Here is a 21,225-nt window from a genome sequence, read left to right as displayed (position 1 = left end):
CTCTTCTGCTTCTGCAATTACTTCCACTTCTTCTGGCTCTTCTGTTTCTGTAATTACTTCCGCTTCTTCTGGCTCTTCTGCTTCTGCAATTACTTCCACTTCTTCTGGCTCTTCTGTTTCTGTAATTACTTCCGCTTCTTCTGGCTCTTCTGTTTCTGTAATTACTTCCACTTCTTCTAGCTCTTCTGTTTCCGCAATTACTTCCGCTTCTTCTGGCTCTTCTGTTTCTGTAATTACTTCTACCTCTTCAAATTCTTCTGGTATTTCCACAATGATTGTTTCTTCAAGCTTTTCTTCTGCTTTGACAATCACTGATTCTTCTGGAGCTTGCTTTTCTACTTCAATAGTAGGTTGTTCTATTTCTGTATTACGTTTAGTTTCTTCTGATAATATTGTATCCTCGTGCTCTACTTTAGAATCTACTAATTCTGCTTGTAGAATGTTTCGGGCCACTACATCTTTTTCTTGCTTCACATCTTCCATACGCTCAGCAATTGTTTGATGAAGTAATTCAGCTGCTGGAACTTCCTGCGGTGCACTAATTTCTTGAACCACTTCTTTTTCTTCTACTATAGGCTCTTGGCGTTCAATTTCATAACCGTTTTTCTCTAGCCATTGATCGACAACTGACTTTTCTTCCTTTTTATTTTGTTGATCTCGCTGATCAACACCTTCATGACTGGAAGAATTCGTTGCTTGTCCTTGTGAAAAATCAGATAATGTATATCCTTTTTTCTCTAACCATGCATCAACGACTGGTTTGCCCTCTACAGATATTTCAAGGTCTTCTCTTTCCTTTTCTTCCTCCTGTTGTACAACTTTTTTCTCTACTGAAGGACGATTATATCCGTAAATTGGCGAAATCATTTCTGTTGGACGAAATGGTCTACGGTTACTTTCTTGCGTAGGTACAGATGCTTTCTTTACGACAGGCTCTCGCTCCGGTTCATATTGCATTTCCGGCTCTTCATATGTAGAAACTGCTTTCTCCACATACTGTCGTCTACTTCTTTCCACTTTGATTCCTCTTTGAGTAGGCTGATTTTCATATGTTACAACTTGAACAGGTTGTTCTTCAAAATGCCCTGTTTCTATAACATCCTCTTCATCGAACCCATTATCCGGTACTAATGGAAAACGGCACTTACCTGCATTCCTACTTGCCATTTGTGCTTCTCTTGCTTCAGTGTAGTGGTTTACACGAGGAATTTTCGGCTGACTTTCAACTTGCTTCGGTACTTCTTTATTCATCGCTGTTTGTTCTTCCTCTTTGTTAAACAGCTTTTTCATCCAATCTAACATGCTTACCACTCTTTCTACTAAATAGTAACATCCTTTATTGTATCAGCATTCGGCAAAAAGTGCAGGTAAAATTAAGCATGTCATATTTATCCATAATATTCTAATTCACGAGTGTTTTCATATGGAAAAACGCACCCTTACATGTAAGACTGCGTTTAAGCTTTACTCTTCCAGTATTCATCTACACTATCCGTTACACTTCGTAATAAAGAATTTACATACTGTGGGTCAGATAATTTTTTATCCTCTTCAGGGTTTGACATAAACCCAAGTTCTAATAGTACGCCAGGTACTTTGGCCCAATTAAATCCAGAAAGATCATCCCTGAATTTAATTCCATTCACTTTCACTTGCTGATTCTCTTTCATCTTATTTACAATCGTTTGAGAGATTTGAAGACTTTCAGCATAAATCTCTTTCGTATACGGACTTCCTTCTGCCGGTGTTAATACAGCAAATCCACTTTGATTCGGACTTTCAGAACCATCTGCATGAAGACGTAAAAATAAATTCGCCTTATGGTCATTCGCAAATGTCGCCCGTTCTTTATTACTTATATCCACATCTTGTGACGTTCTCGTCATTAATACTTGTATTCCCTTTGCTTCTAACTTTTCTTTTAATAGAAAAGCCATTTCTAATACGAGAACAGCCTCTCTTTTTTTCGTCACAACACCAGTTGTACCATCTGTCACTTTATATTTTTGCGTCGTTGCTCCTGGTCCAATCGGCTCTAAATTTAAATTCGCTTTTTGTTGATGTCCTGGATCAATCACAACGAGAAACTTTCCTTGTTTTTCATTACTCTCTACTTTTTGTTCATTATTTTGCAGCGGTTGCTCAGTTGGCTGCACTGGCGTAGCTTCCTCTTTCTTTTCCTCGGCCCGCACTTCCTCCTGCTTATGCTCCACTTGCTCATTCGTTTGAACTACTTGCGTTTCTTCTTTCTTTTCTTGTTCTTCTTGGTGCTTTTCTACCGGTGCGTCTTCTTTGTTATCTTTGTTTGTTTCCTGCATAGAAGATGTTACTTCTTTTTTCGGCTCTTCTAGTGAACAACCTCCCATATATATTCCAATGAATACAATCATGCTCATTATTTTTATATACTTCATGTTTTTCTCCCACCACTTTGCACTGGTCTCAAAGTTTTTCTTATAATTGTTTTATAATCTCATCCATATTTCCAATATGAACGGGTTGCCACGCTTCTGTACCACGCTCTGCTGTATAAACTAGATAAGCATCATCAAATACATTTACAAAAACCGGATCCCCCATATCTGTTTCATATCCGATAACAATCCATTCCTCTTTCCATTTTCCACTTTCTTCACTTATTAATGAATTTTTATGTTTATCATATCGATAACCGATTTGTCCTTTTTCTAATTCATTTTCACTAAACAAATATATTTCATAAGAACCTAATTCGATATCTTGCTGTTTTGAAGTTCCAATTCGTTTCAGAAGTTCTGCGATTTTTAGTTGTTGTTTCATACGGCTATCCCCTTCTGTTTTTTCTAAATTTTAACTATTTTGTTTATAAAACACAATATAGATTTTAAGAAAAAAGGTGACATCCTTATGAATATGAACGATTTTCTACATATATCTATCACAACTCACAATATATCAACGATTCAATAGAAAAGAGAGGTTGTCCAAAAGGACAACCTCTCTTTTCTTACATCAATTAAAATTTGAACTCTTGTCCAACTTCAAAGCTATCTTCTAATACAAGAATACCTTTTTCTTGTGGAGCATCTGGAAGCTCTAATTCACGTGCTGAGCAAATCATTCCAGAAGAAGGAACTCCGCGAAGTTCAGCTGGTTTAATTAACATACCGCTTGGCATTACAGCGCCGATTTTTGCAACGACAACTTTTTGTCCTGCATCAACGTTCGGTGCGCCACATACGATTTGTAATGTTTCTGTACCGATTTCTACTTTACAAATGTTTAACTTATCAGCATTTGGATGCTTCTCTTTTTCAGCTACATAGCCTACAACAAATTTCGGAGAAAGATCTGCTTCTACTGTTTCTTCAAAGCCGTTCTTCGCTAAAATTCCGTTGATTTGTTCTACAAGTTCTTTCGTTAATGTTAGGTTACCTGTTTCTTTTACTTCTAAGTAAGAAGATGCATTAAAGATGTTGAACCCTGCCGTCACATTGCTTTCACGATCGTATACGCGTGCAACATCTCCTTTGCGATCAAAAGTACGGTTCTCTAAAGTAATATCTTGTAAGGCAACAATTAGAGTGTCACCAATTCCTTCAAGGTTGTAAAAAACGTTCACTTCGTTCATCCTTTCTCTTTTCCATCTGTCTTCTTCCGATTCTTCGCTAAAATAAAGATTGGTTCAAAGTCCCCATCTTCATATACGAATGAAAGTGATGTAATCGGAACATGCCCTTCGGCAAAAAATTTCATTGTCATTTGTGCAATAATATCATAACCGATTTCGTTGACGATATCAGCAATAATTAATACATCTTGGTGAGGAACAGCAACAACCATGTCACCAGAAATCTTTTCACGCATCGATTGTAGTAACGATTCGTTTAAAATACGAGTCGCATCATACCCATCATTTGTGTTTAAGAAGTAGAATGTATTCCCTGCTACTGTGTCTTGTTTAAATTCATAACCTAATGAGCGAGCGTTGAATAATGCCATTTCACGCACTTGCTGCTCTGTCAGTTCTAATTTCTGTAATAGACGCTCATCAATGAGTCGATATGTTTTATTCGAATCTAGCGCGTAGTAAATACGTGTTTCCGCCGTATGATCCGTCATAATAAACGGATTTCCTTCTTCTGCTTGTTTCGGGAAAGAAGTAGAGCGAATAACAGGTAAAATTTTCGCCGTACTATTTTCTTCTTTATGCATCGCAATTAACGCTTCTTGTACGTAATAGGCAACCTCTTCAATTGCTTTTTCTTTATTCACTTCCCATTTTGCCACAACTCCTGGAAGCGATACGTTAATACCTTTTTTCGAGTCTTTCTGTTCTATACGTAGAACTTCTTTCTCACTATCATACTGAAAGTCCCATTCTGGGTGAGATAATTTCTTCATTAACTCATCTTTCATCTTTTTACTTGTCATCTTCATCTCGTTTTCCTCCCTTCCAAAAAAATAACCTCCCCCGCGAAGGTAGAGGTTGTTTTACAATTCAATTGGCAAATTGCCTTATTTTAAACCTTCAATAAACTCTTCGATTTGCTCTTGTGTTTTACGATCTTTGTTTACATAGCGACCTGTTTCTTCACCTTTATTGTACGCTACAAAGCTCGGAATGCCAAATACGTCTAATTTTATGCATAGATCAATAAATTCATCACGATCTACATAGTAAAATGAGAAGTCACTATATTTTTCTTCTACTTCTGGCATAAATGGATCTACAAAACGGCAGTCTGGGCACCATTCTGCTGAGAACATAAAGACTACATTCTCTTCATTTTTCAATTGTTGGAATTGCTCCATGCTTTCTAATGATTTCATCTATATTTCCTCCTCTAACGAGTGCATTTTTTCATGTTATAATCTTTCTTTTATACTACCATACATCGCGCACGGTGCAAGGTTTATGCTTGCTTTTCGTCATACTTATACTGCCCAACAAGTAACTTAACAACATGTACAAATAATTCCGTACGGTCGACATAATCATCTGTAAAAATACCGATTGCACCTTCATGACTACGAATATCTTTTCTCTGCACAAACTCTTCCATCACTTCACTTAACTCTTTTCCATCTTCAAGAGGTGCTAAAAAATCGTCTGGTAACTTAATACGCGCCCCGCCTGCAACGAATGTTTTACCGTCACTTGTTGCTAGCGCGCCCCAGTTACACATAAATAAACCGTGCTCCGTTCTCATTACGCCGCCCTCTAGCCCAATACCAATTTGAGCTTCTCCTTCTTGCAGCGCTCGCTTCGCTCTATTAACCGCTCCCTGCATCGTCTCTTCATCTGAAAACGGCTGGTTTGCTACTCCTGAAGGAACAGAAAGAGATGTAATTGTAGCATCTTTCCAAACCTTCTCCACAGCACCAACTTTCGTTTTATTCTTCGATCCAACTACTACTTTCATTTCGTCCACCTCTAAAAAAATTCATCATCTTACTTTAATCAAGTTATTCTTTATACATGGGAGCACCGCCACCACACACCGCTAGTTCATCTCTTCTACCTAAAAAAGAAGACGGATTCCCTCACCATTGCTGTATTCGAACTTAAAATGCAGCCTTCCTCTCACTTCCTAACCCGGATTTTAATACCTCACGCGAGAATCAATTAGGCACTAACCGCTTCCACATATGGATGAGTCATCTATTCAACCTAAAAAAAGAAGGGTTTTTCGCCCTTCCTCCTTACGCGTTATTCTTAATTGTTTCTAACGTCGTTTTATCCGTTGTTCGTACAAGCTTCGTAATTAACTCTTTTGCTGCCGCATAGTCATCAACATGTAAAATAGAAGCATGTGTATGAATGTAGCGCGCGCAAACGCCAATTACTGCTGATGGGATACCTGAGTTACTTGTATGTACACGGCCCGCATCTGTACCACCTTGCGAAATAAAGTATTGGTACGGAATGTTGTGTGTTTCTGCTGTATCTAAAATGAATTCGCGCATTCCTCTATGTGTTACCATCGTACGGTCGTAAATACGAAGAAGAGCACCTTTTCCTAATTGACCGAACTGCGTTTTGTCACCAGATGCATCGTTTGCTGGACTTGCATCAAGCGCATAGAAAATGTCTGGTTGAATCATATTTGCAGCAGTTTGTGCACCGCGAAGACCTACCTCTTCTTGTACAGTCGCACCAGAGTATAATGTGTTTGGTAATGTTTCGTCTTTTAATTCTTTTAGTAATTCGATTGCAAGTCCACATCCGTAACGGTTGTCCCAAGCTTTCGCCATAATTTTCTTTTCGTTTGCCATCGGCGTAAACGGGCAGATTGGCACGATTTGTTGTCCTGGTTTTACACCAATTTCAATCGCATCTTCATAGCTATCTGCACCTATATCAATTAACATATTTTTTATATCCATCGGTTTTGCACGTTGCGCGTCACTCAATAAATGAGGAGGAATAGAACCAACAACCCCAACTACAGGACCATTCTTCGTCATAACTTGTACACGTTGCGCTAATAGTACTTGGCTCCACCAGCCGCCTAACGTTTGAAAACGAAGCATTCCGTTTTTCGTAATTTGCGTAACCATGAAACCTACTTCATCCATATGACCTGCTACAAGAACACGTGGGCCAGTTTCGTCCCCTTTTTTCAGACCAAATACGCTACCTAAACCGTCTTGTACAATTTCATCCGCATATTTGCTTAATTCTTGCTTCATAAAACGGCGTACATCATGTTCGAAACCTGATGCACCTTGTAATTCTGTTAACGTACGAAATAATTGTAATGTCTCTTTATTCACGAAGTCCCCTTCTTTCAAACCTTAGTAGAATACCTCTTTTATTGTAACGAAATTTTCGAAATGTTTCTAGTTTCTTCTTTTTTAGCTGTATTTGATTTATAATTATTATCGGTACACTATTTTTATTTTATAGAATTGAGGTGAATATATGAGCTGGAAAGGTTTAGTAGCAGGTCTTGGCGTTGGATTCGCAGCTGGTTATCTTGTTGCAAACAAAGTCCAAGAACAATCCCATATTTCTTCAGAAAAAGCATTGAAAATGGTGAAACAAGCATTAAGTCATAAAGGTGAAATTACTGGCTCTTGGGTACATATGGTTCCAGAGACATTTGAAAAATATGATGTCGCATACGAAGTTTATCGCGGTGGTCTTACAACGATGTTAGATGATATACAAGAACGATTTGAATTTTTAGTTGATGCTAAAACAGGTACTGTTTTAGAGGTTATAGCAGCATAAAAAGGAGGGTTCCCATTAGGTGAACCTCTTATTTTTTAATTGCGGATAGTAATTGAAATTATATCGGCGATTATTGAAATATATCGACTTACCGATAAAAACCGACAACAGAAAAGGAGGCTGCCCCAACAAACTGCTGGAACCCCCTCCCATTTTTATGCTTCTATACTCGTTTTCCGCTCTATCTTTTCTACAATATGCCCTTCTTCATCCCACTTTACTGCACGGTAATACGCGTCATGATAAAACGTAAACCACGCATCTTTTTCAGCGCCGTACTTCATCCACTTTTGCTTATTTTCAATTGATGTCATCGGGTAATCATCGTATGCCATTACCCACAATACATTTTGATGGGCATGCGTCGGCAATAGGTCCGCTAAATGAAGCATCGTTTCACCTTGGCTTTCCAAAGCAATAACTGCATGTCCATTACTATGACCGCCTGTATGCGCCATTTTAATTTCATCTGTAATTTCTATTTCTTGCTGGAATGTAACAACTTGATCTACAATCGGCTCCCAATTCTCCTTCCAATATGTATTACGCGACCTGATATTTGGGGTCCTCATTTCATTCCATTCTGTTTCACTTACGTAAATTTTCGCATTCGGAAACGCCGGTACAAGGTGATCACCTTCCCATTTTGTTAAACCAGATGCATGATCAAAATGAAGGTGCGTCATTAAAATATAGTGGATATCTTCAGGCTTTAATCCTAGTTTTTCTAATGATCCATAAACCGATGATTCTTCTGTTACACCTTGATTTCTCTTCATCTTCTCATTCAATTTCCCGTTTCCTATTCCGGAATCAATCAGCATATTACCGTCTTTCGTTTGCAAAAGTAACGGATCTGTTCGTAAATAAATATGATTTGTATCATTATGTTTGTATTTACGTGACCAAAGTACTTTCGGTACAACGCCAAACATCGCTCCCCCGTCTAAATGTGTGTTCCCACCTTTTAGCCACGTCACTTTTATCTCTCCAATTTGTAACTGTTCCATTACACATCCCCCTTTTAAATTTATTTTAACATAAAATTCTGATTATTTTAGACGTAAAAAAACCTATGCATTACTGCATAGGCTCTGTACGATATTTCGCTTCTACTCGGTAAATACGATGACCTTTACTAGAGAATTTCTCTTCGTATTCTGTCATAATGTTTCCTTCATAATCACTATTATGAAGGTCTAGGCTAAGGTAAGTTAATAACATGCCATACTCAGCCATACTCATAAGAGAATATTCAAATAAACCTTGGTTATCTGTTTTGAAATGAATTTCTCCGCCTTCTACTAACACTTCTTCATAATTGCGTAAAAACGTTTTATACGTTAAACGACGCTTCGTATGACGTTTCTTTGGCCATGGATCTGAGAAGTTTAAATAAACGCGATCAATCTCACCTTTTGCAAAGAAAACTGTTAAATCTTCAGCATCTTTATTAATTAACTTTAAATTCGGTAATTCTTCTTCAATTAATTTATCAAGTGCATCTACAACAACACTTGTGAATTTTTCAATTCCAATATAATTAATATGTGGATTCGCTTTTGCCATATCATACATAAAGCGGCCACGACCTGTACCTACTTCAATATGAATTGGTTGTTCATTTCCAAATACTTCTTTCCAGTTACCAGCGCGCTCCTCTGGGTTTCCAATTACGATATGTGAATACTCATTAATTCGATCCATTGCATATGGTTTATGTCTTAAACGCATAGATGTCTCCCTCTCTTTACATAGCTATTTTAAAGGAATAATTCCTTCTTTCTGTTTTAGTCAATCTACCAAACAAAAAACCAAGTACGTACGAGCACTCGGTCCGTTTCTTTCAAGTATAAGATGTACCATTTTGATAAAAACTACATACAGCATTAAACATTCCATGACGAAACAGCTTTTTCTCTTACATTTCTAGGAAGAGAAAAACCATCGAAAGGATGATCCGTTCATGCCAATTAATCAACAACATCAATTAGAAGTGCTGAAAGATATTTTAGTCAATCACCAAAGTGATTGTTGCGGGACAGTTTCTGAATGCGAGCAATTAGAGCGCCTCATTCAATCGTTACTCGCAAACGATAATGTAAGTAGTGACGCTAAAGCAATGCTAAACGATGTATATTCTTATAGTCAATCGGGTAAATCTTCCTCTAATTTGGACAACCACATTTCCAATAATCAAGAACAACTTACTCAGTGGATTGCTGGAATGGACAATTTTTCTTAAGTATTACTCTGAAGCAAGTAGTTGCTGTAAATATTGATGCCAATATTCAGCTTCTGCTTGCTGCTTTTTTGTTGTGTGCCATTGAATAGACAAAATCGTTTGTGCTATTACATACCATCTCATACGCCTAAGCAGCGATTCATCCATTTCAATATCATAATATTCGAGCCACTCGCTCCATTCGTGGCGCGGAATGTACCAATATAATAACATACCGAGGTCTAGAGCTGGGTCAGCAATTACAGCTCCATCCCAATCAATTAAAAACAGCTCATCTTCATCCGACAATAGCCAGTTGTTATGGTTTACATCACAATGGCATACAACGAATTCATTGTATTCAATATCTTTTAATGAATTCATTAAATATTGAAGGCCTTGCTGAATTGTTTCATCATCCCTTATATCTCCTCTTAAAACAAGTTGCAGTTGTTGTAATAACTCTTGTGCGTGAAGCGGCTGCTTCCCAAGTCTTTGAATCATCTGTACAAGCGCTTTAGAGGAGTGTATTTTCTTCAAAAGTTTTGCAACACGTTCTAGTTTCATATCCTCTGGCTCTAGCTTCTGTCCCGGAAGCCATTTTTGAGCAGAAATTACATCACCGTTCGTTACCCTTCTTGTCCAAAGTAATTTTGGAACAATTCCTTCTGCTGACAATACCGCTAAAAAGGGCGATGTATTCCGCTTTAAAAATAACTTCTGTTGTCCGTTTTGCGCAATATATGCATCGCCCGTTACTCCACCAGCCGGTACAAGACTCCACTCTTTTCCTAATAATTGTTCCAACCATTCCATATTCATTACCCGTTAACAAATCCTTATCTTTTATAGTTATGAAAAGAAAAACCGCAACATTTCTACACATGTTGTGGATTCATATATTTTACTGTAAATGAAAAGAAAACTTGGCATAAGCCAAAAACTCTCTATTTTATTTTACAAAACCAGTCATAGAATGACAACTTATCAAAATCGTCACCTTTGTCAATTCTACATTTATTACATTCTCATCGTCAAGTAGCGATTTGTCACATTATCGTCAATATATACATGCTAATTGGAGCGAGCCTAAGTTCCTTTCCTCTAAATGAAGAAATTGGCTCTATTTTCGCTTGCTTTTCGTTTACTAACACATACCACGTTTCTTCTTTTGGGAGTTGCACTGTTGTAGCTTCTAAACCGCTATTAAATAAAACTACAATCTCTTTCCACGGTCCAAACGATTCTGCATGTTCTAGTTGATATGCAAGTACTTCTGGAGAGGTTTGCAAAAAAGTCATGTGCTTTTTTATAAGGTCTGCGTTTTGTAATCGGAATGCTCCGTGCTCTTTGCGAATTGCAATTAAACCTTTTATATAGTTAACGGTCTCTATCTCTTTCTCTTTTTGATCCCAATCTAATTGATTAATTTCATCATTTGCATTATAACTATTTTCATTTCCTTGCTTCGTACGATAAAACTCTTGCCCAGCATGTAAGAAGGGAATGCCTTGCGAAAGAATCACCATCGCGCTCGCTAGAAGGTGCCGTTTTTTCAAAATCTCTTCTGGCTCTTCATTACTGCGCATTAGTTTATCCCACATCGTCATATTGTCATGGCATTCTACATAGTTAATACTTTGCACAGGCTCTAAAAACAGACCTGTTTCTTTCATACTCAACAGGCTTCCTGATGCTATATATTGCAAATGATTACAATCTACATACCCACCGAATGCAAAACCGCGCTTATTTATATGAAAGGTACTCCCTTTTATCCCATCACGAAATTGATCATTAAATTGCGCAATATGCGGCATTTTCTTCGCATTATTTAGCGTTGCTTTTTCTTCAGCTGGAAGTGGTGTTTGTAGATCCCACCCTTCTCCTAATAACAATGCATCTCGCTTTATGTTCCGCACTTCTTTTTCTATTATATTCATTGTATCAACATCTAAAATTCCCATTAAATCGAACCGGAATCCATCAACATTGTATTCAGTAAGCCAATATAAAATAGACTCTACAATAAATTTCCGCATCATTTTCCGTTCAGATGCTATATCATTCCCGACTCCCGTCCCATTAGAAGGCATACCATCTTCACCATGACGAAAATAATATCCTGGGACAAGCTTTTCAAATGATGATAGCTCTCTTTCATACACATGATTATATACAACATCTATAATTACCCTTATGCCGTGCTCATGAAATGTTTCAATCAATTGTTTGCACTCTACTATCCTGTTATACGGATCAGATGCGTTTGTAGCATAATATCCCGTCGGTGCATTGTAATATAATGGATTGTAACCCCAATTATATGCAGAGGAAGGATTCGCCTCATCTACACCACCGAAACAATACAATGGCAATAATTCAACATGTGTAACACCCAAATCCTTTATATGAGACAAGCCTGTTAACGTCCCGTTTCGCCCTGTTGTTCCTTCTTCCATTAGCCCCTTATATGTTCCTTTTTTACTCACTCCACTGCCCTGATGAATAGTAGCATCACGAATATGCAGTTCATACAATATGGCATCTGTCATTGCCTGTAATGGTGGTAATTGCTCTCGCTTTATTACATTTGTCTTTTCTAAATCGATAACAACGCCGTACTTCCCATTTACAGTCACTGACTTTGCATAAGGATCCACAGCTTCATTCCATATTAAATTAATACAAACAAGAAATGTATACTTTGCTCCGGCTAAATCGCCTTGTAATGTATGAGTCCAAACTCCATTTTCTCCTCTATACATTTCATAATCGGTATATTCTTTATCACTTTTATATACTCTTACTTTCGCAAGCCTCGCAGTTGGAGCCCATACTTTAAATGTCGTTTCCTCTTTTTGATACACAGCCCCTAAATCTGTACCTTCGTAATAATACTTTTCATCGAAAATCGCTGTTCTTATGACAGCACCTATTTGTAAATCTGTTTCTTCATTCCGTTCATCTCGTACTGTATAATACTTCCCCACATCTAGCGGCTCTTCTATAAAGCACTCATACTTCGTTGCATCCGGAAGCGCAATCGTATGAGAAATCGGTAAATCTGTCACGTTACTTCCTTCTTGCAAACGAAATGTCCGACTTGTTCCATACGCATGTGGGAGCAAAATTGTAATTTTATTCATTTCATCTAAATAGGCATCAAATGGACGTTTTACTTTCAACATAAAAAAATCACCATCATTCTTAAAGTTAAATGAAACGAGCTGCAAATGATAAGGCTTTTCTTATCAGCAAAGCTCTATACAGTAACACATTATTCTCTATAGTATATTCACCTGTATAAAAAACGTTTTCATACATTCTATTTTTGTAATTTTATTTCAGCAATCGCTTTATACTTCGGTGTCTCCTTCACGTGAGATTCGTATAAAGTAATTGTATCCGCTTGAAATGATATTTCCGGCACTTCCTTTATATGTTCTAAATCAAACTTCTCTTCTCCTACCCATTTACGAGCAACAGTAATATGCGGATGATACGGGCGTGTTTCTAAAGAAAATCCATTCCCTTCACAAATAGCGTGTACTTGCTTTTGTAACTGGAACAAATCGTGATTCTCACTTACCTTCGACCAAAAAATACGCGGCCTATCTTCCATACCGAATGTTGAAAATCCTTTTAATGTGAACGATAGTTCTTTCATTTCCGTAAGTGTTTGTAATCCATTCTGTATTCCATCTACTTGTTCCTCTGTCGCACTTCCTAAAAATGAAAGGGTAATATGATAGTCTTCTTTATGTACCCATGAACGAAATGGTAATTCTCCCTGCATTTCCTCTTTATAGTTAGACAGCACTTCTTTTATATGATTTGGTAACGTAATCGCGACGAAATAATGCGGCTCCATGTACATCTTCTCCTTCTTTCTATTGTTGCTTTTCTTTCTTTTCTCATTCAGGTAAAAAGAATCAAACTTCCCTACAAGTCTAACCAAGTTCAGGTCGTGTTAATAAATGAAATTATATTGGCTTAACAATAAACGATACGTAACAGAAAACCGTCCCAAAATATGTATCGGGACGGCCTCTTATTATTTATATATCTATTACTTCGCTAATTCATGAATTGCTTGCGCGTAAATTGCTGTCGCTTTTAATAAGTCTTCAATTTCAATATATTCATCCTTTTGATGCGCAAGTTCTTCTTTTCCAGGGAATAACGGGCCAAATGCAACACCCGCTTTCAATGAACGAGCGTAAGTACCGCCGCCGATTGCTAATAGTTCTGCTTTTTCACCTGTTTGTTCTTCATATACGCGCTGCAACGTGCGAATTAACACGTGGTCTTTATCAACATGATGCGGGCGAGAGTTCGAATAGTCCGCTACTTCAAATCCATGAGTACCAACGTATTCTTTTAACTTCGTAATCATCTCTTCAAAGTTAGTCGTAACTGGATAACGTACATTTAATCCTAAATTACCACCATTTTCTTTCGTATAAGAAAGACGACCAACATTCACTGTTAACGGACCGCTAACTTCATCTTTATAAGCGATAGTAGCCTTTTCACCATAAATATCACCAGTAAATGTTTCTGTTGCAAATGTTGCAAACGAAGCTCCTTTTCCATCAAGAGCGACTTTCGTTAAGAAGTTTGCCAGTAATAAACCTGCATTCTCACCCTTCTCTGGAGTAGATCCATGAGCTGAAACCCCTTTAATTTGCAACGTCACCGTATTACCTTCTACAATGGCTTCACCTATTTTTTTAGCAGTTTGTAAATACTCTTCATATGCTACTGTAAGTGCATTTACATCTTCTCCTATAATAATTGCTTCTGCAAAATCAGGAACCATATTTAAACGGCGACCTGATTCAAATGAAACAAGTTCATATGTACCTTTCTTCTCTTCACTACCACTTTGCACAACTTGTATATCAGAAATTCCTTTTTCTGCATTAATAATTGGAAAATCTGCGTCTGGCGCAAAACCGATTGTTGGCATTTCTTCGTTTTTAAAGTAGTGATCTACACATTTCCAATTGCTTTCCTCATCTGTTCCTAGAATCATACGAACGCGTTTTGAAAGAGGTAAACCTAATTCTTTCACAATTTTCATCGCATAATAAGCTGCCATCGTTGGGCCTTTATCGTCAATTGCACCACGTGCAAAAATCTTTCCATTACGAATATCTGCACTATATGCAGGAGTCGTCCAGCCGTCTCCTTCTGGTACAACGTCAACATGACAAAGAATACCTACTAAATCTTTTCCTTGTCCCATTTCAAGATGACCTGCATATCCTTCTAAATTTTTAGAAGTAAAACCTTCAGTTTCCCCTTTATGTAACATGAAAGATAAAGCTTTTTCTACACCTTCACCGAATGGTGCGCCCTCTTTCGCCGATTCTTCTTCCCATACACTTTTAATTTGTAAAAATTGTTGTGTATCACGAATTAAATCATCTTTTCGTTTTGCAACTTCTTCTGTCCAATTAATTGCTGACATCACGCATCCATCCTTCACTATATTGTTTCTTTCATCATAACAAACCGAAATCTCTTATGCTATATACGAAAACCAAATACCGAACAATTGTAATATTTCAGATATTTCTCATTAGTTTTTCTTTTATTTTCCCAAAAAATTTTGCAGGAATTTGGCGTTTTACGTAGAATTTTATGAGTTAGTTGACTGACCATATATACAATGTCAACTACCAATATTTTTCTATATGAATATTTGTTAAACTTTTGTAAAATTTAAGTAGATTAAAGCATGAATTTTATCATGTAGAGTACAATGGTAGTAACGACCTTCTTTCCTGAATGGGGTCAAAAAAACTAGTAGAGGAGTGGTTTTCTCTTGAAACCTACAACTACTCGTATGCTAACACGCATTAAATCAATTTATATGTACATCAATGAAAACGGAACGGTAACGACGAAAGACCTTGTAGATGAGTTCGGGATCACACCGCGAACGATACAACGTGATCTAAATGTGTTGCAGTTTAATGAACTCGTGTATAGCCCTTGCCGCGGTAAGTGGACAACAACAGGAAAGAAAGTGAGAATGACCTCATAATGAAAAAATAATTGTATGTAAATAAATACATACCCCTTTCTAACTCATTAGAAAGGGGTCTTTTCTGCGCCGAAAAACAGCACTATTTCTCAGTATCTACTTGATATGTTTTTAACATTTCTACTTCTTCATCTGATAGCTCTCGGTATTCTCCAAGTTCTAACTCTGCATCTAATACTAATGGTCCCATCTCTGTTCTCTTTAGGTAGACTACTTTTTTCCCTACCGCTTCAAACATACGCTTTACTTGATGGAACTTTCCTTCTGTAATAACAAGCTCAATTTCAGAAATCTCATCGCTTTTTAATATTGTAAGTGCACCTGGCTTTGTTTCATAGCCATCATCTAAAATAACACCTTTAGCAAACTCTTTTACATCCTCTTCTGTTACGACTCCTGCAACGTGTGCATAATATTTTTTCGGCACATGCTTTTTCGGAGATAACAATTGATGTGATAACTTCCCGTCATTTGTTATCAATAAGAAACCTTCCGTATCAATATCAAGTCTTCCAACTGGGAACGGATCAAAGATTGCATCTTCTAACTCTAATAAATCTATTACTGTTTCATGATTATCATCTTCTGTCGCTGAAATAACGCCTTGTGGTTTATGCATCATTAAGTAAACAAACTCTTTATATTCCACAACTTCACCGTGAATCATAACTTCTTGCTCTTCTACATTTACATGAACCTTTGCATCTTTCACTGGCGTTCCATCAATTTTCACAACGCCGTCTTTCAACAATTTCTTTACTTCTTTTCTACTTCCATATCCCATATTCGCTAATAATTTATCTAATCTCACGTTTTTCACCTTCTTTGTTTATCATAGAAAAGGGGACGTAATTACGCCCCTTTTGATTTCAACTTTATTTTGAATCTATTGCCAAGTTTACGTTGGATTTTCTCTAACGCTTCTCCGCCAAATACTCTTTCCAGTACTCCCGTGCGAATTGCTAACAATCCGTACACAAGCCCACCAATACCTGCACAAATCACAACTGTAATAAGAGCACCAATTCGGCCATCAGACGAAATCATGAAGGACAGAATCCATTGTGATAACTTTACAGCAACGACCATTACAAGTGTTAATACTGCAATTTGGAATGTTCTCTTATATACAACACCAAATGAATAGTGTACATGTTTTTTGATTTGTCTATTCGTATACCATACGGAAGCTAAGAAGCCGACTGCTGTTGCTAAAATTGCTCCAACCGTACCGAAATAACGAATAAAGATTACGTTACATACGAATTTCAAAATAACACCCATAATAAGCGCGACAATCGCATGTTTTTGTTGATTGATTCCCTGCAGAATTGCTGCTGTTACTGTAAATAAAGCGAATAACAACGCAACCGGTGCATACCACATTAACACTTGTCCACCTAATGGATCTGAGTCATAAAACGCAGTATAAATTGGATATGCAAGTGTTGAAATACCGACAACTGCTGGCAATGTTAAGAACATATTTGCCTGGAATGTTTGTGTAATTTGTAACTTTAAATAACGGTATTGTTTTTCAGTAAATGATTTTGTAATCGCTGGTACAAGCGTTAAACTAAACGCTGTTGCAAGCGATACAGGAATCATAATTAATTTATGCGTCCACATTGTGAAAATACCAAGCGCTCGTTCTGCGATATCACCTTGGCCAATCGCTTGCATAATTGAGTTAAATGTCAATGTATCAATTTGTTGATATAAAGGAATTGTTAACCCAATTACAACGTAAGGAATCGCATATGCAAATAATTCTTTAAATAATTGAACGGTACTCACTGTCGACTCTGGTACAGTTTGTTCAATTAAATATTGATCCAAATGTTTTTTACGTTTTAACCAGTACCAAATGAGTACACCAAGCGCTCCAACTGCTGAAACGAACGCAGCAAATGTTGCTACCCCAACTGCTGTTGCAACTGTACCGCCAAGTACTTTAATAACGATGAAACTACCTGCTAATAAAAAGACGATACGAATAATTTGTTCAATAATTTGCGAAACAGTAGTCGGTCCCATAGATTGGTGACCTTGGAAATAACCACGAATTAAACTCGCTGCTGGTACAACAATAAGTGCAAAACTTACAAGACGAATAATCGTCGTAACCTCTTCTACATTACTGTGTATACTTTGTTTACCAAGCATTGCTTCTGCAAACAATGGTGCCGACATATATAGAACTAGGAACGAAAGAACTCCTGTTACTATCATCATAACCATTCCCGAGCGGAACATTCTCCGGCTCGTTTTATAATCGCCAAGCGCATTATATTTGGAAACAAATTTGGAAACAGCAAGCGGCACCCCTGCCGTTGCAATACTTAAAAAGATCGTATATGGAATGTATCCATATGTATAGAGCGTCCCGCCTTCTGTACCTACTAATGCATGAAACGGAAAGACGTAAATCATGCCTAAGAACTTTACTAAAAATGTCCCTAACGTAACAATAAGCGTTCCGCGCAGAAATTTCGAATCGGACATACAAAAATCCTCCTACATCTACATAAAGTGAAACTATAATTTGCAGGGAAGGTGTTCACTCCCTACTCTTTATTAGTTGAACTATTCGAGCATTTACGGGCTATCAAATCCCCTTTTTATTTCTCTTACATATTAAGGTTTTCGTCTTATGGCCCACAAATAGCAGGATAGTGCTGAACTCTAACTTTTGTATTGTACCACAATTCTCTCCTTAAGCAGTACTTCACTCTATTTTTCTTTTAAGGGAAAACATGCTATTCTTTTAGGCAGGAAATGTAGAAAATGAGGTCGATATATTATGCATTATGATGTTATTGTCATCGGCGGCGGGCCTTCTGGGCTAATGGCTGCAATCGGTGCTGCAGAAGAAGGCGCAAGTGTCTTACTTCTTGATAAAGGAAATAAACTAGGGCGTAAACTTGCGATTTCTGGTGGTGGTCGTTGTAACGTAACGAACCGTCTACCACTTGATGAAATCGTTAAACATATACCAGGAAACGGCCGCTTCTTATACAGCGCTTTTTCTATTTTCAATAATGAAGATATTATTACATTCTTCGAAAATCTCGGTGTAAAGCTGAAAGAAGAAGACCACGGCCGTATGTTCCCTGTATCAAATAAAGCACAATCAGTAGTAGACGCACTTTTAACACGATTAAAAGACTTAGGTGTAAAAATACGTACGAATACACCCGTTGAAACAATTGAATACGAGAATGGTCAAACGAAGGCAGTCGTACTACAAACTGGCGAAGTGCTAGAAACGAATCACGTTGTTATCGCTGTTGGCGGAAAATCTGTTCCTCAAACTGGCTCTACTGGTGACGGATATGCTTGGGCTGAAAAAGCTGGGCATACAATTACAGAATTATTCCCAACAGAAGTACCTATCCTTTCAAACGAACCATTTATTCGTGACCGCTCCTTACAAGGTCTTGCTTTACGCGATGTAAACTTAAGCGTATTAAACCCGAAAGGAAAAGCTATCATTTCTCATAAAATGGACATGCTCTTCACTCATTTCGGCCTATCTGGTCCTGCTGCTCTTCGCTGTAGTCAATTCGTCGTGAAAGCACTGAAAAAGTTTAAAACGAATACAGTACAAATGAGTATCGATGCATTGCCAGAAGAAAATAGTGAACAACTATTCCAGCGCATGCTGAAACAAATGAAAGAAGATCCGAAAAAAGGAATTAAAAACGTTTTAAAAGGTTATGTACCTGAGCGTTACTTCCTATTCTTATTAGAAAAAAATGAAATTGACGGTAGTGAACAAGCTGGACAAGTTTCTCACGAAAAGATTCGTGCACTTGTGAAAGACTTTAAAGAATTTACTGTGAATGTAAATGGTACGCAGTCAATTGAAAAAGCATTCGTTACTGGCGGCGGTGTATCCGTTAAAGAAATTAATCCGAAAGAAATGTCTTCTAAATTCACGAACGGCGTATATTTCTGCGGAGAAGTTCTTGATATTCACGGTTATACTGGCGGCTATAATATTACATCTGCTCTTGTTACTGGTAGAATTGCCGGAACAACAGCTGGAGAAAACGCGAAAATGCAGTACTAAAAAAAGAAACAGGGCTTCCTGTTTCTTTTTTTATAGGCACATGAAATGATATCGGCGATTCCTTAAATATATCGACTTACCGACAAGAAGCGACAAATATCCCCTCTAACTAACTTCCCATTGCTTTTTTGTTGCTTTATATACCTTAGTACCTTTATATTTTATATTGTTGAATATTTGAAAAAGGGTAAGGGGAAAACATATGAGAAAAAAAGTCATGATGTCTTTAATGCTAATGACGTTTCTTTCTGCGGTTGAAGGAACGATTGTTAGTACAGCAATCCCTCGTATAACGAGTGATTTGTCAGGCGTCGAACTTGTTAGTTGGGTATATGCAATTTATATGCTTGCAACAGCTGTTTCGACTCCAATATACGGAAAGCTTGCTGATTTATTTGGCCGTAAAAAAGTCTTACTTATCGGAGCTACAATCTTTTTAGTCGGTTCTGCACTTTGCGGAGTCGTTACATCAATGGAACAATTAATTTTCTTCCGCGCTCTTCAAGGTATTGGTGCTGGTGCTGTCATGCCGATCACAATGACGATTATTGGAGACCTATATAGCGAAGCGAAAGACCGCGCGAAAGCACAAGGCTGGATGAGTGCCGTTTGGGGTGTATCTGGTGTTATCGGACCGTTAGTAGGTGGATTTTTAGTTGATTCCCTATCTTGGCGTTATATTTTCTTCTTAAACGTTCCATTCGGAATTATCGCTTGCTTAATGATTGCAATTTACTACAAAGAATCTATTAAACCAGCTAAACACCATATCGATTATCTTGGTGCAACAGTCTTCTCATTAAGTACGATTGCTCTACTATATGCACTATTAACAGGTAGCAGTAAGCAAAACTGGGGAGACATTACAATTATCGGCCTATTAATCTTTGCCGTCGTTTCATTCATTATTTTCTTATTCATCGAGAAAAAATCTCCGGAACCATTAATTCCGCTAGCACTTTTCTCTAACCGTACATTATCTACGATAAACATATTAACGCTTATTGCTGGCGCAATGATCATTAGTATTACAATGTACCTTCCAATTTGGAGCCAAGGTGTATTAGGAAAAAATGCAACGGAAGCTGGACTTATTTTAATGCCAATCCCTGTTATGTGGACATTTGGCGCTATTTTCTCCGGTAACTTAGTAGGCAAATTAAAAACGAAACAAATCATTTTACTTGGAGCTAGCATTTTATCAGTCGCTACGTTCTTATTATTTACATTATCAACAAATTCACCATCGTTCCTTATTTATGTAGCAGTCGGATTATTCGGCTTAGGAATGGGGCTTGTGACACCAATTTATATGGTAACAATTCAAGCAGCCGTACCAGCTCATACACGCGGAACAGCCGTTGGTTTAAACACATTTATTAATACATTTAGTCAAACGTTAGGTGCTGCAATCTTTGGAACAATCTTTAATACGATGATTCACGCACGCGGCATTAAAAACCTTGATCTTGTATCTGGCGGACACGGCGGAACTACAGCAAATGTAGCAACTGAATCACAATCCGCATTAGCAGCAAGTGTACACGTCATTTATATGAGCACTTTCGTATTAGCTGTATTAACTTTAATTATCGCTTGGCTTTTATTAAAGCCAGCTACACAAACAAGTGAGCAATAATAAAGAGGAT

20 protein-coding genes and 1 pseudogene are annotated in these 21,225 nt (G+C 37.5%); 5 read left to right on the top strand and 16 right to left on the bottom strand.

What is annotated here, in order from left to right:
* The 8 genes and pseudogenes from FS742_RS27535 to FS742_RS09980 all read right to left on the bottom strand — a co-directional run.
* Positions 1-1,302 (bottom strand): annotated as a pseudogene (locus FS742_RS27535) (DNA translocase FtsK); the annotation flags it as partial.
* 155 nt (positions 1,303-1,457) lie between these two features.
* Positions 1,458-2,414: an N-acetylmuramoyl-L-alanine amidase gene (locus FS742_RS10010; protein WP_144612217.1), complete on the bottom strand. Its 957-nt coding sequence runs from the start codon at positions 2,412-2,414 to the stop codon at positions 1,458-1,460.
* Between the two features lie 40 nt (positions 2,415-2,454).
* Positions 2,455-2,799, bottom strand: a complete 345-nt coding sequence (locus tag FS742_RS10005) for a thiamine transporter (RefSeq protein ID WP_144612216.1) — start codon at positions 2,797-2,799, stop codon at positions 2,455-2,457.
* A 196-nt stretch (positions 2,800-2,995) separates the two neighbouring features.
* Positions 2,996-3,610: a YtpR family tRNA-binding protein gene (gene ytpR, locus FS742_RS10000; protein WP_144612215.1), complete on the bottom strand. Its 615-nt coding sequence runs from the start codon at positions 3,608-3,610 to the stop codon at positions 2,996-2,998.
* Entirely contained in the window at positions 3,607-4,419 is an 813-nt protein-coding gene (locus FS742_RS09995; protein WP_144612214.1) for a DUF1444 domain-containing protein, read from the bottom strand. Before FS742_RS09995 ends, ytpR begins: the two co-directional genes overlap by 4 nt.
* 78 nt (positions 4,420-4,497) lie before the next feature.
* Complete coding sequence (locus FS742_RS09990; protein WP_046958699.1) at positions 4,498-4,812, bottom strand: thioredoxin family protein; 315 nt, start codon at positions 4,810-4,812, stop codon at positions 4,498-4,500.
* A gap of 83 nt (positions 4,813-4,895) precedes the next feature.
* Positions 4,896-5,405, bottom strand: a complete 510-nt coding sequence (locus FS742_RS09985; RefSeq protein ID WP_144612213.1) for a DUF84 family protein — start codon at positions 5,403-5,405, stop codon at positions 4,896-4,898.
* Between the two features lie 280 nt (positions 5,406-5,685).
* Entirely contained in the window at positions 5,686-6,759 is a 1,074-nt protein-coding gene (locus FS742_RS09980; protein WP_098669422.1) for a M42 family metallopeptidase, read from the bottom strand.
* A gap of 148 nt (positions 6,760-6,907) precedes the next feature.
* Here FS742_RS09980 and FS742_RS09975 point away from each other — a divergent pair, with 148 nt between their 5' ends.
* Positions 6,908-7,219: a PepSY domain-containing protein gene (locus FS742_RS09975; protein WP_000118541.1), complete on the top strand. Its 312-nt coding sequence runs from the start codon at positions 6,908-6,910 to the stop codon at positions 7,217-7,219.
* A 155-nt stretch (positions 7,220-7,374) separates the two neighbouring features.
* Here the strand turns inward: FS742_RS09975 and FS742_RS09970 are convergent, their stop codons facing one another.
* Together FS742_RS09970 and trmB are read right to left on the bottom strand one after the other, a co-directional pair.
* Complete coding sequence (locus FS742_RS09970; protein WP_144612212.1) at positions 7,375-8,229, bottom strand: YtnP family quorum-quenching lactonase; 855 nt, start codon at positions 8,227-8,229, stop codon at positions 7,375-7,377.
* 70 nt (positions 8,230-8,299) lie between these two features.
* The gene (gene trmB, locus FS742_RS09965; RefSeq protein WP_001239381.1) at positions 8,300-8,953 is read right to left on the bottom strand and encodes a tRNA (guanosine(46)-N7)-methyltransferase TrmB; all 654 of its coding nucleotides are present in this window, start codon (positions 8,951-8,953) and stop codon (positions 8,300-8,302) included.
* A 232-nt stretch (positions 8,954-9,185) separates the two neighbouring features.
* On the opposite strand from trmB, the gene FS742_RS09960 reads away from it, so the two are divergent.
* A complete protein-coding gene (locus tag FS742_RS09960) occupies positions 9,186-9,464 on the top strand; it encodes a YtzH-like family protein (RefSeq protein WP_016118745.1) in 279 nt (92 codons plus the stop codon).
* A 3-nt stretch (positions 9,465-9,467) separates the two neighbouring features.
* On the opposite strand, the gene FS742_RS09955 is transcribed toward FS742_RS09960, so the two are convergent.
* The 4 genes from FS742_RS09955 to pepV all read right to left on the bottom strand — a co-directional run bounded on the left by FS742_RS09955 (position 9,468) and on the right by pepV (position 14,922).
* Positions 9,468-10,265, bottom strand: a complete 798-nt coding sequence (locus FS742_RS09955; protein ID WP_144612211.1) for a phosphotransferase family protein — start codon at positions 10,263-10,265, stop codon at positions 9,468-9,470.
* Between the two features lie 227 nt (positions 10,266-10,492).
* Positions 10,493-12,634, bottom strand: coding sequence for a type I pullulanase (gene pulA / locus FS742_RS09950; RefSeq protein WP_144612210.1), 2,142 nt, complete (start codon positions 12,632-12,634; stop codon positions 10,493-10,495).
* A gap of 137 nt (positions 12,635-12,771) precedes the next feature.
* Complete coding sequence (thpR, locus tag FS742_RS09945) at positions 12,772-13,317, bottom strand: RNA 2',3'-cyclic phosphodiesterase (RefSeq protein WP_144612209.1); 546 nt, start codon at positions 13,315-13,317, stop codon at positions 12,772-12,774.
* A 198-nt stretch (positions 13,318-13,515) separates the two neighbouring features.
* Positions 13,516-14,922 carry a dipeptidase PepV gene (pepV, locus tag FS742_RS09940; protein ID WP_144612208.1) on the bottom strand — a complete coding sequence of 469 codons (1,407 nt, stop codon included), beginning with the start codon at positions 14,920-14,922 and terminating at the stop codon, positions 13,516-13,518.
* Positions 14,923-15,279: 357 nt separating this feature from the next.
* Between pepV and FS742_RS09935 the strand changes: the two genes are divergently transcribed.
* A complete protein-coding gene (locus FS742_RS09935) occupies positions 15,280-15,501 on the top strand; it encodes a DeoR family transcriptional regulator (RefSeq protein WP_000805512.1) in 222 nt (73 codons plus the stop codon).
* Between the two features lie 82 nt (positions 15,502-15,583).
* Here FS742_RS09935 and FS742_RS09930 read toward each other — a convergent pair whose 3' ends face one another.
* Both FS742_RS09930 and FS742_RS09925 read right to left on the bottom strand, forming a co-directional pair.
* A complete protein-coding gene (locus tag FS742_RS09930; protein ID WP_071722484.1) occupies positions 15,584-16,312 on the bottom strand; it encodes a pseudouridine synthase in 729 nt (242 codons plus the stop codon).
* A 41-nt stretch (positions 16,313-16,353) separates the two neighbouring features.
* The gene (locus FS742_RS09925) at positions 16,354-18,006 is read right to left on the bottom strand and encodes a putative polysaccharide biosynthesis protein (protein WP_144612207.1); all 1,653 of its coding nucleotides are present in this window, start codon (positions 18,004-18,006) and stop codon (positions 16,354-16,356) included.
* 298 nt (positions 18,007-18,304) lie between these two features.
* Between FS742_RS09925 and FS742_RS09920 the strand changes: the two genes are divergently transcribed.
* Positions 18,305-19,576, top strand: coding sequence for a BaiN/RdsA family NAD(P)/FAD-dependent oxidoreductase (locus FS742_RS09920; protein ID WP_144612206.1), 1,272 nt, complete (start codon positions 18,305-18,307; stop codon positions 19,574-19,576).
* A 202-nt stretch (positions 19,577-19,778) separates the two neighbouring features.
* A complete protein-coding gene (locus FS742_RS09915; protein WP_144612205.1) occupies positions 19,779-21,215 on the top strand; it encodes an MDR family MFS transporter in 1,437 nt (478 codons plus the stop codon).
* The last annotated feature ends 10 nt before the right edge of the window (positions 21,216-21,225 follow it).

Source organism: Bacillus cereus (assembly GCF_007678085.1).
GTDB classification, from domain to species: Bacteria; Bacillota; Bacilli; order Bacillales; family Bacillaceae_G; genus Bacillus_A; species Bacillus_A cereus_BE.
The sequence above is the reverse complement of the archived record's forward strand: the minus strand, read 5'-3'. Positions and strand labels throughout refer to the sequence as shown.

Coding starts and splice junctions, on each gene's coding strand:
- FS742_RS10010 (WP_144612217.1), bottom strand. CDS start 2,414: ATGAAGTATATAAAAATAATGAGCATGATTGTATTCATTGGAATATAT.
- FS742_RS10005 (WP_144612216.1), bottom strand. CDS start 2,799: ATGAAACAACAACTAAAAATCGCAGAACTTCTGAAACGAATTGGAACT.
- ytpR (WP_144612215.1), bottom strand. CDS start 3,610: ATGAACGAAGTGAACGTTTTTTACAACCTTGAAGGAATTGGTGACACT.
- FS742_RS09995 (WP_144612214.1), bottom strand. CDS start 4,419: ATGAAGATGACAAGTAAAAAGATGAAAGATGAGTTAATGAAGAAATTA.
- FS742_RS09990 (WP_046958699.1), bottom strand. CDS start 4,812: ATGAAATCATTAGAAAGCATGGAGCAATTCCAACAATTGAAAAATGAA.
- FS742_RS09985 (WP_144612213.1), bottom strand. CDS start 5,405: ATGAAAGTAGTAGTTGGATCGAAGAATAAAACGAAAGTTGGTGCTGTG.
- FS742_RS09975 (WP_000118541.1), top strand. CDS start 6,908: ATGAGCTGGAAAGGTTTAGTAGCAGGTCTTGGCGTTGGATTCGCAGCT.
- FS742_RS09970 (WP_144612212.1), bottom strand. CDS start 8,229: ATGGAACAGTTACAAATTGGAGAGATAAAAGTGACGTGGCTAAAAGGT.
- trmB (WP_001239381.1), bottom strand. CDS start 8,953: ATGCGTTTAAGACATAAACCATATGCAATGGATCGAATTAATGAGTAT.
- FS742_RS09960 (WP_016118745.1), top strand. CDS start 9,186: ATGCCAATTAATCAACAACATCAATTAGAAGTGCTGAAAGATATTTTA.
- FS742_RS09955 (WP_144612211.1), bottom strand. CDS start 10,265: ATGAATATGGAATGGTTGGAACAATTATTAGGAAAAGAGTGGAGTCTT.
- pulA (WP_144612210.1), bottom strand. CDS start 12,634: ATGTTGAAAGTAAAACGTCCATTTGATGCCTATTTAGATGAAATGAAT.
- thpR (WP_144612209.1), bottom strand. CDS start 13,317: ATGGAGCCGCATTATTTCGTCGCGATTACGTTACCAAATCATATAAAA.
- pepV (WP_144612208.1), bottom strand. CDS start 14,922: ATGTCAGCAATTAATTGGACAGAAGAAGTTGCAAAACGAAAAGATGAT.
- FS742_RS09925 (WP_144612207.1), bottom strand. CDS start 18,006: ATGTCCGATTCGAAATTTCTGCGCGGAACGCTTATTGTTACGTTAGGG.
- FS742_RS09920 (WP_144612206.1), top strand. CDS start 18,305: ATGCATTATGATGTTATTGTCATCGGCGGCGGGCCTTCTGGGCTAATG.
- FS742_RS09915 (WP_144612205.1), top strand. CDS start 19,779: ATGAGAAAAAAAGTCATGATGTCTTTAATGCTAATGACGTTTCTTTCT.